The following is a 13,038-nucleotide window of genomic DNA, read 5'->3' as shown; positions in this document are numbered from 1 at the left end:
CCCACCTTATTGAATGGACGCGGGATTGCTGGTGCGCGGACTGCCGTTCTCCGGCTCCGGGTCGTGCGGTCCGGCGGATTCGGTACCCGTGTGGTCCCTGGTGTCCCCGTTGGGCCTGATATCCGCGTTGTCCGTGCTGTCTGCTTCGTTGGTGCTTTCGGCTTCCTCGACCCCTTCGGGCTGCTCGGCGTCCTCGGCCTCCCGGGGGTCTCCGGCGGTCTCCGCGGCGCCGGCCCGCTTGCGCTGGCGGTACATCCGGACCCCGGCGAGGACGAGCAGCAGAAGACCGACGGCGATGACCAGCATGACCGTGGAGGTGATGGAGGTGACATTCACCTGGAAGGTCATGGCCGAACCGTAGCGGGCGCCGTCCTTGGTGTAGAGCTGCGCGGTGACGGTGGTCTGGCCGTTGCGCTTGGCGTCGGCGTCGAACTTCAGGGAGCGGGTGTGGCCGCCCCCGACGGTGACGGTCTGGGGATCCCCGATGGCGAGGTTGTTGTCCTGACCGGAGGTGAGCCGCAGCTCCAGGCCGGTGATGGTCTGGCCCAGCTCGTTCTTCACGGTGACCGGGATGGTGGCGCTGCGCCCCGAGAGGGTCAGCTTGCCGCCCTTGGACAGGATGTGGACCAGACCCCGCAGCTCCTGGAGGTAGTCGCCGATGGCGTCCCGGAACTCCTTGGCGTCCTGGCCGTCGCCGCGCCACTGCGTGGACATCGACCGCAGGAGGGCGGTGCCGAAGGGGACGCTGACCCGGTCCTTGCGGCTGAGGATGACCAGGAAGCCGCTGAGGCGGCTCCGGGTGGCCTGGATGCTCCGGAAGGCCTCCGTGCCCAGTTCCCGCTTGCGCAGGGCCGCCGGGTAGGCGGAGCTCCCGGGGACCTTGCGGCTGGCGGCCGGGTCGGGGGTCGCCTTGGCGGTGGTGGCGAACGTCGCCGACTCGGCCCAGCCGCTGTCGGTGACCTCGGTTACGGCCTTCGCCATGGCCTGGGCCTGGGACGCGGTGGGCATCCGCTGCGGGGCCACGAGGAGGCTGCGCTTCTTCTCCGGCGCCTGCAGGGTGACCATCAGGGTCTGGGAGACGAACTTCTGGACCGCGAGGGTCTCGTTCCCGGCGTTCAGCATGTCGCCCTGGAAGGACTTGGACAGGACGGCGTCGGCGACCAGGGCCGTGGTGCCGCCGCCCAGGGGCCGTGCGGCGGAGGGCGTGTAGCTGAGGCTGCCCGCCTCGCGGAGGCTGTCGCTGCGGGCGATGACCTTGTCGGCGCCCGCCGAGGTGGCGACATCGATGACGGACGAGTCGACGGCGCCTTCCACGGGCCAGGCGGCGTCGGTGGTGGGGGTGACGCCGAGAACGGTCTGCACGGTGTTGGTGGACAGGTCGGTGGCGGTCTTGAGGTTGCCCAGGGTGCCCGACACGTTACGGCCGTGGTGAGCGATGGAGGCGATGTCCGGGTCGGCGAAGGGCAGCGCCACGACCTCCCGGTCGGCCACGGCCGCCTTGAGGTCCTTGAGCCACTGCTTGGCGTTGTCGGTGCCGGTCCCGGCCCTGGTGTGTTCCAGATCACCGTCCTCGCCGGCCACCTGGTACTTCTTCGTCATCGCGTCGACGGTCGCCAGCAGGTCCGGGTCGATCACCCAGGTGACGGGAAGGTCCTTGCCCAGCGCCACCATCTGCTGCAGCCGGCCACCGGGTGCCAGGTCCTTGGCGAGGTCGTCGTCGAGGAAGATCGGGCTCTGCTGGTCGTCGTTGTCGCTGCGCACGGTCAGGTGCGGGCGGTCGATCAGCGGCCACAGGAAGGTGTACTGGGTGCTCTTGGCGCCGCCGTCCCGGTACCAGGGCAGGAAGGTCCGCTCGATGCCGAGGATCTGGGCGTAGCCGACGGTGCGGATCTGCCCGGTGAGGGAGACGCCGATCTGGTAGACGCCGTCCTTGCCGAGCCCCAGGGCGCTCACCGGGACCTTCAGGGTGAAGGAACGGGTGACCCCGGCCGCGAGGTCCTTCACGGCCTCCTGGTGGCCTGCCAGCTCGTATCCGTCGCCGTCCTGGTAGCCGGTGCGGGCGGCGGCGGTGCCGATCGCGCTGCGGCTGTTCAGCGGGCCGCCAGGGGCCACCCGCAGGCCGATGTGGGCGTTGCCGACCGTCGCCCTGCCCTTGTTGGTGACGGTGCCGGAGACGGTGATCGTGTCGCCCTTGGCGGGCACGGTCGGTGTGAGCGAGTCCACGGAGACAGCGACGGTCCGCCCGTCGCTCGCGCCGGCCGCCTGTGCGGCGGGCGCGGCCTGGGCCTGGAGGAGCCCGGCGAGGAGCGTGGCTCCCACGAGCAGCGCGGCCATCCGCCGCAGCCGCCACGAACGGGCCTGTGGTCTCCCGGGGTGCTGTGCCGCCTCGCCCACGTGCTGGCCGTCCCTCGTCTGCATCGTCATCGGATGTGCGTCCTGGCATGGTAACGATGCTCGCTGAGTCAAAGTGCTGCGGACCGCCTTACAAGATCGCCGGGAGACCGTGCGGCGGCGGCCGGGAAACCCGGGAGCCGGGAGGCGCCGGGCCACGTACCCTTTTCAGTTGTGCCGAATGCCAACAACGCCCCCCAGACCCTGCGGCCCGCCCATACGGTCGCGCCGGTGGCCGAAGACCTCGGTCGCCGCTTCCAGGACGCCGGATTCAAGCTCGCCCTCGTGGGCGGCTCGGTCCGGGACACGCTGCTCGGCAGGCTCGGCAACGACCTCGACTTCACGACGGACGCCCGGCCCGAGCAGGTTCTGAAGATCATCCGTCCCTGGGCCGAGGCGGTCTGGGAGGTCGGGATCGCCTTCGGCACGGTCGGGTGCCGCAAGGACGGCTACCTGGTCGAGGTGACCACGTACCGCTCCGAGGCGTACGACCGCACCTCGCGCAAGCCGGAGGTCTCCTACGGCGACACCATCGAGGACGATCTGGTCCGCCGCGACTTCACCGTCAACGCGATGGCCGTGGCCCTGCCCGAGGTCACCTTCGTGGACCCCTACGGCGGGCTCGACGACCTGGCGCAGCGGGTGCTGCGTACCCCCGGCACCCCGGAGGACTCGTTCTCGGACGATCCGCTGCGGATGATGCGGGCCGCCCGGTTCGCCGCGCAGCTGGATTTCGAGGTGGCCCCGGAGGTGGTCGCCGCGATGACCGCGATGGCGGACCGGATCGAGATCGTGTCGGCCGAGCGGGTGCGGGACGAACTGAACAAGCTGCTGCTCTCCGACAATCCGCGCAAGGGACTGCGGCTGCTGGTGGACACCGGCCTCGCCGACCGGGTGCTTCCCGAGCTGTCCGCGCTGCGGCTGGAGAGCGACGAGCACCACCGTCACAAGGACGTCTACGAGCACAGCCTCACCGTCCTGGAGCAGGCCATCGACCTGGAGACGGAGGGCCCGGACCTGGTGCTGCGGCTCGCCGCCCTGCTGCACGACATCGGCAAGCCGCGGACCCGGCGCTTCGAGTCCGACGGGCGGGTCTCGTTCCACCACCACGAGGTGGTCGGCGCGAAGATGACCAAGGCCCGGATGGTCAGGCTCAAGTACGCCAACGACATCGTGAAGGATGTCGCCCGTCTGGTGGAGCTGCATCTGCGCTTTCACGGCTACGGCTCGGGCGAGTGGACGGATTCGGCGGTACGACGCTATGTCCGCGACGCGGGGCCGTTGCTCGACCGGCTGCACAAGCTGACCCGCTCGGACTGCACGACCCGCAACAAGCGCAAGGCCGCGGCGCTGTCGCGGACCTATGACGAGCTGGAGACGCGGATCGCCGAGCTCAAGGAGCGCGAGGAGCTGGACGCGATCCGGCCCGACCTCGACGGCAACCAGATCATGGGGATCCTGGATGTCGGGCCGGGCCCGGTGATCGGCAGGGCCTATCAGCACCTGCTGGAGCTGCGGCTGGAGCACGGTCCGATGACCGAGGACGAGGCGGTGACCGCGCTCAGGCAGTGGTGGGCGGAGCAGAGCGCCCAGGCCTGACGCGAAAGTCCGGTGCGGTGCGGAGGGGGTCGTGTTTCACGTGAAACACGACCCCCTCCGTCATCACTTGGAGACGGCCCGCAGGCAGAGCACCACGTTGTGGTCGTCGCTGCCCGACTGGATGTAGCTGACCTCGGTCTTGGCGACGGACTCGCACTTGCTGTCGTCGCTGGTGTCGTCGAACTTGCCGAGGATCTTGAACTCGGCGTCGCCGGACGAGCAGTCGGCCTTCACCAGGTCCGGCGAGGAGTTCGTGCCCTTGTTGTGGAGGCAGTCGCCCACGGCCGAGGTCTCGGCGTCGGTCCTGTTGAAGAAGTAGAAGCCGACGGAGACCAGGATCCCGATGACGAGCGTGATGCCGATCCGCATGAAGCCCCTGGCTATGCCACGTCCGGCACGGGACTTGGGAGCGGGAGCCGGCGGCGGAAAGGCCCCGGGAGCCGGCGGCGGGAAGGCTCCGGGCGCCGGGGTGGCTCCCGGCTGCGGGTCGGTCGGGTTGGTGTTCTGCGGCGGCGGTGGCGGCGGAGTCGCCATGGTGAAAGTCCCCTCAGGTAAAACTGTCCGTTCACTGTGGACAGGCCAGCGAACATTACTGGAGAGGTACGAGCGGGTCATCTGGGGGGTTCGGGTTGTTTCACGTGAAACACGGGGCCGCCGGATGCGGATGTTTCACGTGAAACGTCACCGAGGCCTGCATGCCTACTTCTTGAGCTCGTTCAGGCACAGCAGCACGGTCTTGCGGTGCTTCCGGGTGCCGTACCGCTCGGTGTAGGAGAAGTCGAAGTCGTCGCAGTCGGAGACGCTGGTGAGCTGACGCACCGCCATCACCTTGTACTGCGCCTCGGACGAACCGCAGTCCACGATGTCGAGGTTGGCCTTCGACGACGAGCTGGTGTTCTTCATGCAGTCGCCGACGGCGGCGTTCTTGGCGTCGGACCTGCTGAACCAGGACGCGCCGGCCCAGATGACACCGATGACCACCAGAAGTCCGACGATCTTGAAGAGGTTCTTCTTGATGCTGTCGTTGTCACCGCCGCCCCCGCCGCCGCCCCGGGCCGGTGCGGGCCCCTGCGGTATCGGTGGCTGCGGAGGCGCTCCCCACCCCTGCTGCGGCGCCTGCTGCGGATACGGCTGAGGTGGCACCTGCTGCTGGGGCGGATACGCGTAGCCGCCCTGCTGCGGATAGGGCTGCTGCGGCTGCTGCGGGTAACCACCCTGAGGTGGCGGCGGATACGACATGGGGTTCCCCTCGTTGGCGATCGGATGCGCGATCGGTCACGTACGTTAGCGGCGCGCGCTGACGCGCAGCCAGTCACGCGCGCGTTCCGTTCCCGCGGCGACGCTGACCGCCACCAGGGCGTAGAGAGCGGCCAGTACGGCCAGCAGTACCGCCGAGCGGCCGTCGGGGGGGAGCATCAGGGCGGCGACCGCGGCCGCGCCGACGAAGGCCACGTTGAACAGCACGTCGTAGAGGGAGAAGACCCGCCCGCGGAAGGCGTCGTCGATGGAGGACTGCACGACCGTGTCGGTGGCGATCTTCGCGCCCTGGGTGGCGGTGCCGATGAAAAAGGCCGCCGCCAGCATGGGCACCGGGTCGAAGGGGGTGCCGAGAACGGGCAGCAGCACCGCTGCCGCACCCGCGCACACCGCTATCCAGCCGGAGGTGCCGAACCGCCCCGTGGCCCACGGGGTGATCACCGCGGCGGTGAGGAATCCGGCGCCGGACACCGCCACCGCCAGCCCCAGGAGCCCCAGCCGGCCGTCGGAGCCCGGGTCGGCCCAGGCGTAGCGGCACAGCATCAGCACGGTGACCGTCAGCCCGCCGTAGCAGAAGCGCATGACGGCCATCGCGCCCATCGTCCGTGCCGTGACCGGGTGCGTCCGCAGCTGCCGCAGGCCGTCCACGAGCCCCTGGGAGGTGTGCGCGACCGCCGCGCGTACGCCCGGCCGCAGCAGGCAGGGGTCGGGGCCCAGCAGGTCCGGGGGCATCAGCAGGGCCGCCAGCCCGGCGGACAGGTAGATCAGTGCCCCTGTCAGCACCACCACCGCGTCGGCCCTGGTGCCCTGGTCGAGGCCCAGATGGATCAGGAAGGCGATACCGCCGCCGGCCGTGGCGGCGAGCGTACCGGCCGTCGGGGAGACCGAGTTGGCCATCACCAGCCGTTCCTCGGTGTCGACCACCCGGGGCAGCGCCGCCGACAGGCCGGCCAGGACGAAGCGGTTGACCGCGGTGACCGACAGGGCGGAGAGATAGAACAGCCAGTCCGGGACATCGGCCAGTATCAGCAGTGCGGTCCCGGCGGAGAGCACGGCCCGCAGCAGATTGCAGTGCAGCAGTACCTGGCGGCGCCGCCACCGGTCGAGCAGCACCCCGGTGAACGGCCCGAGCAGGGAGTACGGAAGCAGCAGGACCGCCATCGTGGAGGCGATGGCGGCCGGTGAGGTCTGTTTCTCGGGCGAGAAGACCACGTAGGCGGCGAGCGCCACCTGGTAGACCCCGTCGGAGAGCTGGGACAGCAGCCGCACCAGCAGCAGCCGCCTGAAGTCACGCAGCCGCAGCAACACCCGGAGATCCCGCACCACACCCATGGGTCACAGCCTCACACGGCACGCAGGCCCCCGGGTGGAGCACCCGGGGGCCTGTCGTGTTGCGCGGCTGTCGCGAGGAGCCGGACGGGTCAGCGCTCGACCTCGCCGCGGATGAACTTCTCGACGTTGTCGCGGGCCTCGTCGTCGAAGTACTGGACCGGGGGGGACTTCATGAAGTAGGAGGAGGCCGAGAGGATCGGGCCGCCGATACCGCGGTCCTTGGCGATCTTGGCGGCACGCACCGCGTCGATGATGACGCCGGCGGAGTTCGGGGAGTCCCAGACCTCCAGCTTGTACTCCAGGCTCAGCGGGACGTCGCCGAAGGCACGGCCTTCGAGGCGGACGTAGGCCCACTTGCGGTCGTCGAGCCACTGCACGTAGTCCGACGGGCCGATGTGGACGTTCTTGGCGCCCAGGTCGCGGTCGGGGATCTGCGAGGTGACGGCCTGCGTCTTGGAGATCTTCTTGGACTCCAGGCGCTCGCGCTCCAGCATGTTCTTGAAGTCCATGTTGCCGCCGACGTTCAGCTGCATGGTGCGCTCGACGACGACGCCGCGGTCCTCGAAGAGCTTGGTGAGCACGCGGTGCGTGATCGTGGCGCCGACCTGGGACTTGATGTCGTCGCCGACGATCGGCACGCCGGCCTCGGTGAACTTGTCCGCCCACTCCTTGGTGCCGGCGATGAAGACCGGCAGCGCGTTGACGAAGGCGACCTTGGCGTCGATGGCGCACTGGGCGTAGAACTTCGCGGCGTTCTCGGACCCGACGGGCAGGTAGCAGACGAGGACGTCGACCTGCTGCTCGCGCAGGACGGAGACGATGTCGACCGGCTGGTCGTCCGACTCCTCGATGGTCTCCCGGTAGTACTTGCCGAGGCCGTCGAGGGTGTGGCCGCGCTGCACGGTCACACCGGTCTGCGGGACGTCGCAGATCTTGATGGTGTTGTTCTCGCTGGCGCCGATGGCGTCCGCGAGGTCGAGGCCGACCTTCTTCGCGTCGACATCGAAAGCGGCCACGAACTCGACGTCACGTACGTGGTAGTCGCCGAACTGCACGTGCATGAGACCAGGCACGCGGCCGTTCGGGTCGGCGTCCTTGTAGTACTCGACACCCTGCACCAGCGACGCGGCGCAGTTGCCCACGCCAACGATGGCTACGCGAACCGAACCCACGGTTGCTCCTTGTTTATCGTTCATCGTTCATCGTCATCAGTCATTTGTGTCCGGCTCACCGGACGGTGGTTTGGACCGCCCGGCTCGCTCGGTCTCGATCAGCTCGTTCAGCCAGCGGACCTCACGCTCCACCGACTCCATGCCGTGCCGCTGCAGTTCGAGCGTGTAGTCGTCGAGCCGCTCACGGGTGCGCACGAGGGACGCGCGCATCTTCTCCAGACGCTCCTCCAGGCGGCTGCGCCGTCCTTCGAGGACACGCATCCGTACGTCACGTGACGTCTGGCCGAAGAAGGCGAAACGGGCAGCGAAGTGCTCGTCCTCCCACGCGTCGGGGCCGGAGTGGGCCAGGAGCTCTTCGAAGTGCTCCTTGCCCGCTGCCGTGAGCCGGTAGACGATCTTCGCCCGGCGGCCGGCGAGCGGCACGGCGAGCAGCGGATCGAGTTCCGGGTCACCGGTCTCCTCGACCAGATAGCCCTGGGAGACCAGTGTCTTGAGACAGGGATAGAGGCTGCCGTAGCTGAACGCGCGGAACACACCGAGCGAGGTGTTGAGCCGCTTGCGCAACTCGTAACCGTGCATCGGGGATTCGCGCAGCAGGCCGAGGACGGCGAACTCAAGGATGCCGGCGCGCTTGCTCATGCCCGCATCCTCCTCGTCCCCAGGTCCTCGTGGCCACTTATCTCGCCTTGATGTATCGACTCGATACATCACGACGATAGAACGGGCTGCGGAGTCCGGCAAGGCGGCCCACCGTGAGCGGCGTCACATAGGCAAATCTGTACGGTGCCAACCGTCCGTTATGTGATGAACGTTCGTGCGCTGCGCGTTTTGACCGTGCGTACTCTGTTCGCCATGCAGAGCACTGGGAACCGAGTGACGCAAGTGAGCGTCCTGTTCCTTGGTGTGGTGCGGCCATCGGGGGATACGGTCGCACTCCGGGGGGACCGGGATTCCTTGCCGCCTTCAGGTGCGATGCCGCCTGGCCGCCTGTCATAGGAGAAGCTGTTCAATGAGCGAGCACCGTCGCAAGCCGCCGCAGTCGCCCGGCGGTGGCCGCGCAGCCGCCCGGCGCGGCGCGCAGCAGCAGCCCCCGCCGTCCGCTGGACGCCGGGGCGCCCCTGACGCCCGACCGCAGTCCCAGTCGCACGACTCGGGCTACGAGCCGGGCCGTGGACCGGGCCAGGGCCCGGCACCTGCCGAGCCCGAAGGCCCATACCAGGGCCGCGCCGCGGCCCGCCGCGCCCAACAGGGTGGTGGTGGCGGCGGCAGACGCCGTGGCGCCGATCCCTCGGGACCCCCGGGAGGGGGGCCCGGTGGCGGCCGCGGCGGGTCCGGCAACGGCAACGGCCGCGGTGGCGGTCGTGGGGACGGGGGCGGGGGTGGCAAACCGCGCCCGAAGTGGCGCGTCGTGGACTACCCCCGCTGGGGCAAGCAGGGCTGGCGCCGCTGGATGCCGTCCTGGAAGCTCGTCACGGGGCTGTGCCTGACGTTCTTCGGCGGCATCATCGCCGTCGCCGGCATCGGGTACGCGATGGTGGGCGTCCCGAACGAGGAGCTGGCGGCGGCCACGTCGCAGAGAAACGTCTACTACTGGGCCGACAAAAGCCAGATGGCCACCTCCGGTACCGGTGACAACCGGCAGATCGTGCCGATCGCCAAGATCCCCAAGGCCATGCAGTACGCGGTGATCTCGGCCGAGAACAAGACCTTCGAGACCGACTCCGGCGTCGACGCCATGGGCATCGCCCGTGCACTGGTCAACATGGCCAAGGGCGGTGAGACGCAGGGTGGTTCGACCATCACCCAGCAGTACGTCAAGAACGCGCTCCTGGGCGACCAGTCGCAGACGGTCAGCCGTAAGTTCAAGGAACTGTTCATCTCGATCAAGCTCCGCGCGAAGAAGTCGCCCGATGAAATCCTCAAGGGCTATCTGAACACCTCGTACTACGGCCGCGGCGCCTACGGCATCCAGGCCGCCGCCCAGACCTACTACGGCGTGGACGCCGAGAAGCTGAACGACAGTCAGTGCGCCTTCCTGGCGGCCCTCCTCAAGGGCCCCACGTACTACGACCCGGTCGGCCACACCGAGATCGACACCGCGGCGACCGCCGAGAAGAACCGGGAGCGCTCGGAGTACCGCTGGAAGTGGATTCTCGGCGAGATGCTGAACGACGGCCACCTCGACCAGGAGCACTACGACAAGGCCGTCAAGAAGTACCCGGAGCCCGACGGGCTCAAGGCGACCGCCGGTATGACCGGTCAGATCAGCTATCTCGTCGACACCGCCAAGAACTACGTCCTGCAACACTCCAAGATCTCGGAGGCCCAGCTCGACAAGGGCGGCTACCAGATCTACACGACCTTCGACAAGACGAAGGTCAACGCTCTGAAGAAGGCCGTGGAGAAGGTCAAGAAGGAGCGGATCAAGCCGAAGACCCGCGAGAAGGACAAGTACGTCCAGTTCGGCGGTGCCTCCGTGGTGCCCGGGGACGGCAAGATCGTCGCGATCTACGGCGGCGCCGGCTACGAGAACAACCACTTCACCAACAACGCCAACACCTCGGGTGTGCCGGTCGGTTCGACGTGGAAGCCGTTCGTTCTCGCCGCCGCCATGCAGTACGGCACGGTCAACAACCCCGACGTGGGCGTGAACCCGTTGAGCAAGTACAACGGCAACGACCACTTGAAGATCAAGGAACCCGACGGCAGCTATGTCCTCAACAAGGACAACACGCCGTTCTACCAGGAGAACGAGAGCGATCACGCCTGGGGCTACATCACCCTGCGCAAGGCGATGGAGCAGTCCATCAACACGCCGTTCGTGCAGCTCGGTGAGGACGTCGGCCTGAGCAATGTGCAGAAGATGGCTCAGAACGCCGGCATCAACAACGGCTTCGAGACGCTGAACGCCTCGTTCTCGATCGGTACCTCCACCCCGAGCGCGATCCGCATGGCCGACGCCTACGCGACCTTCGCCGCCTCGGGCAAGCAGGCCGAGCCGTACTCGGTGACCTCGGTCGAGCGGGACGGCGCCGAGGTGCCCAGCTTCACCAAGCCGACGGGCAAGGGCACCCAGAAGATCGAGCCCAACGTGGCCAACAACGTCACCGATGTCCTGGAGAACGTGGTCCAGAACGGTACGGCGACCAAGGCCAAGGCGCTCGGGCTCACGGCGGCCGGCAAGACCGGCACCACCGACAGCAACAAGTCGGCCTGGTTCGTGGGGTACACCCCGAAGCTCTCGACCTCGATCGCGATGTTCCGGGAGAACGAGAAGAAGCCCAAGCTGCTCTCCATGAACGGCACGGCGGGTGTCGAGTCCATCCACGGTGGTGACATCCCGACCGCGATCTGGACCGAGTACATGAAGACCGCGTTCAAGGGCGCCTCCGACGCGGAGTTCCCGGCGGCCACCAAGATCGGCAAGGTCCAGAACGAGTCCGGCGCCCCGTCGCCGAGCCCGTCCATCACGATCACGCCGTCCACCACGCCGACCGCCTCCCCGACGCTGTCGCCGAGCCGGTCCGCCACCCCCAGCCCGACGACGTCCTCGACCTGCAAGGCGTGGAACCCGAACTGCGAGGACGACACGGGCGGAACCAGCAGCTCGGCGAGTCCGACGGAGTCGGAGAGCGCGGACACCAGCGGCACCACCAACGGGGACACCAGTACCGGAGGCAACTTCATCGGCGGCAATGACGGCTAGCAAGGCGGCCGGCATTGCGTAGGACCGTGAGCCACCCGGGGCCGCGGAGAGCACTCGCTCTCCGCGGCCCCGGCCGTTTCCCGGCCTGCGACAGCCCGCGCTCAGCTCCGTAGGGCAGGATGTCCCGCATGACGAGTGTGCGCGAAGAGACCGTGGCGCCGACGGCGGAGGATCCGGTCGCCCGGGCGGGGAGCGAGGTCATCGGAGGCCCGCTGGGCCGCTGGGCGGCCATCGGCAGGTCGGGCTGGTGGAACCCGCTGCGGGTGATCGTGCTCGTGGCGATCGGGATGTTCGCCCTCGGTATGGTGCAGAAGATCCCCTGTTACGACAGCGGCTGGTTCTACGGCGCGAACGCGCAGTACTCGCACGCCTGCTACTCCGACATCCCGCACCTCTACTACGGCCGCGGCTTCGCCGACGACCTGGTGCCGTACTTCGACCACATCCCGGACGCCGTCTCCGGCGGCATGGGCTACCTGGAGTACCCGGTCCTGACCGGCGCCTTCATGGAGGTCGCGTCCTGGCTCACCCCGCACAGCGGCACCATCCAGGAGCGGGAGCAGATCTACTGGATGGTCAACGCGGGCATGCTGCTCGTGTGCACCGTGATCATCGCGGTGTGCGTGGCCCGCACCAACCGCCGCCGCCCCTGGGACGCGCTGCTCGTCGCCTTCGCGCCCGCCTTCGCGCTGACCTCCACCATCAACTGGGACCTGTTCGCCGTGGCCCTCACCGCCGCCGGCATGATGCTGTGGTCCCGCAGCCGCCCGCTGGCGGCGGGCATCCTGATCGGGCTGGCCACCGCCGCCAAGCTGTACCCGGTGCTGCTGCTGGGCCCGCTGCTGGTGCTCTGCCTGCGCGGCGGGCGGATGCGGGCCTGGGGCGTGGCGTTCGGCGGCGCGGTCCTGGCCTGGCTGGTGGTGAACCTGCCGGTGATGGCCTTCGCCGGCGACGGCTGGGCGAAGTTCTACACGTTCAGCCAGGAGCGGGGCGTCGACTACGGCTCGGTCTGGCTCGTCCTGTCCCATTGGACCGGCACCACCATCACCGGCGCCAACGCGTACGCCACCGCCCTGATGCTGCTGCTCTGCGCGGGCATCGGCGCCCTCGCGCTCTGCGCGCCGCGCAGGCCGCGGTTCGCGCAGCTGGCCTTCCTGGTCATCGCGGCCTTCATCCTCACCAACAAGGTCTACTCACCGCAGTACGTCCTGTGGCTGATCCCGCTGGCGGCCCTGGCCCGGCCCCGCTGGCGGGACTTCCTGATCTGGCAGGCCTGTGAGGTCTCCTACTTCCTCGGCATCTGGCTGTACCTGGCCTACACCAGCGGCGGCAACAACAAGGGGCTGCCGCAGGACGGCTACGACCTCGCGATCGGGCTGCATCTGCTCGGCACGCTGTACCTGTGCGCCGTGGTGGTCCGGGACGTGCTCCGCCCGGAGCGGGACCCGGTGCGCGCGGACGGCTCCGACGACCCCTCGGGGGGCGTGCTGGACGAGGCGGAGGACGTGTTCGTGCTGGGCGGCGCGGCGGAGGCGTCCCGCGCCTGAGACGGCTCCGGGGCCGGTGCCGTAAGAGGTAAGA

9 protein-coding genes are annotated in these 13,038 nt (G+C 68.8%); 3 read left to right on the top strand and 6 right to left on the bottom strand.

The window, feature by feature from the left end:
• Positions 1 to 6: 6 nt before the first annotated feature.
• Positions 7 to 2,418: a DUF6049 family protein gene (locus RWE79_RS19895; protein WP_475945952.1), complete on the bottom strand. Its 2,412-nt coding sequence runs from the start codon at positions 2,416 to 2,418 to the stop codon at positions 7 to 9.
• Between the two features lie 147 nt (positions 2,419 to 2,565).
• Here RWE79_RS19895 and RWE79_RS19890 point away from each other — a divergent pair, with 147 nt between their 5' ends.
• Positions 2,566 to 3,990, top strand: coding sequence for a CCA tRNA nucleotidyltransferase (locus RWE79_RS19890; protein ID WP_475941412.1), 1,425 nt, complete (start codon positions 2,566 to 2,568; stop codon positions 3,988 to 3,990).
• A gap of 63 nt (positions 3,991 to 4,053) precedes the next feature.
• Here the strand turns inward: RWE79_RS19890 and RWE79_RS19885 are convergent, their stop codons facing one another.
• The 5 genes from RWE79_RS19885 to RWE79_RS19865 all read right to left on the bottom strand — a co-directional run bounded on the left by RWE79_RS19885 (position 4,054) and on the right by RWE79_RS19865 (position 8,390).
• Positions 4,054 to 4,524: an LppU/SCO3897 family protein gene (locus tag RWE79_RS19885; RefSeq protein WP_475941411.1), complete on the bottom strand. Its 471-nt coding sequence runs from the start codon at positions 4,522 to 4,524 to the stop codon at positions 4,054 to 4,056.
• A 165-nt stretch (positions 4,525 to 4,689) separates the two neighbouring features.
• The gene (locus RWE79_RS19880) at positions 4,690 to 5,229 is read right to left on the bottom strand and encodes an LppU/SCO3897 family protein (RefSeq protein WP_475941410.1); all 540 of its coding nucleotides are present in this window, start codon (positions 5,227 to 5,229) and stop codon (positions 4,690 to 4,692) included.
• A 45-nt stretch (positions 5,230 to 5,274) separates the two neighbouring features.
• Positions 5,275 to 6,579, bottom strand: a complete 1,305-nt coding sequence (locus RWE79_RS19875) for an MFS transporter (protein WP_475941409.1) — start codon at positions 6,577 to 6,579, stop codon at positions 5,275 to 5,277.
• Between the two features lie 89 nt (positions 6,580 to 6,668).
• A complete protein-coding gene (locus tag RWE79_RS19870) occupies positions 6,669 to 7,751 on the bottom strand; it encodes an inositol-3-phosphate synthase (RefSeq protein WP_475941408.1) in 1,083 nt (360 codons plus the stop codon).
• 36 nt (positions 7,752 to 7,787) lie between these two features.
• Positions 7,788 to 8,390, bottom strand: a complete 603-nt coding sequence (locus RWE79_RS19865; protein WP_475941407.1) for a PadR family transcriptional regulator — start codon at positions 8,388 to 8,390, stop codon at positions 7,788 to 7,790.
• Between the two features lie 811 nt (positions 8,391 to 9,201).
• Between RWE79_RS19865 and RWE79_RS19860 the strand changes: the two genes are divergently transcribed.
• On the top strand, positions 9,202 to 11,457 hold the full coding sequence (locus tag RWE79_RS19860) for a transglycosylase domain-containing protein (RefSeq protein ID WP_475945950.1): 2,256 nt from the start codon (positions 9,202 to 9,204) through the stop codon (positions 11,455 to 11,457).
• 128 nt (positions 11,458 to 11,585) lie between these two features.
• A complete protein-coding gene (locus RWE79_RS19855) occupies positions 11,586 to 13,004 on the top strand; it encodes a glycosyltransferase family 87 protein (RefSeq protein WP_475941406.1) in 1,419 nt (472 codons plus the stop codon).
• The last annotated feature ends 34 nt before the right edge of the window (positions 13,005 to 13,038 follow it).

The sequence above is a fragment of the Streptomyces sp. RLA131 genome (assembly GCF_056270125.1).
Note: the sequence above shows the minus strand (reverse complement) of the source record. Positions and strands in the feature narration are given on the sequence as shown.

Excerpts from the sequence above, each read along its gene's own strand:
- RWE79_RS19865 (WP_475941407.1), bottom strand. The coding sequence starts at position 8,390 with ATGAGCAAGCGCGCCGGCATCCTTGAGTTCGCCGTCCTCGGCCTGCTG.
- RWE79_RS19860 (WP_475945950.1), top strand. The coding sequence starts at position 9,202 with ATGCCGTCCTGGAAGCTCGTCACGGGGCTGTGCCTGACGTTCTTCGGC.
- RWE79_RS19885 (WP_475941411.1), bottom strand. The coding sequence starts at position 4,524 with ATGGCGACTCCGCCGCCACCGCCGCCGCAGAACACCAACCCGACCGAC.
- RWE79_RS19855 (WP_475941406.1), top strand. The coding sequence starts at position 11,586 with ATGACGAGTGTGCGCGAAGAGACCGTGGCGCCGACGGCGGAGGATCCG.
- RWE79_RS19880 (WP_475941410.1), bottom strand. The coding sequence starts at position 5,229 with ATGTCGTATCCGCCGCCACCTCAGGGTGGTTACCCGCAGCAGCCGCAG.
- RWE79_RS19875 (WP_475941409.1), bottom strand. The coding sequence starts at position 6,579 with ATGGGTGTGGTGCGGGATCTCCGGGTGTTGCTGCGGCTGCGTGACTTC.
- RWE79_RS19895 (WP_475945952.1), bottom strand. The coding sequence starts at position 2,418 with ATGCAGACGAGGGACGGCCAGCACGTGGGCGAGGCGGCACAGCACCCC.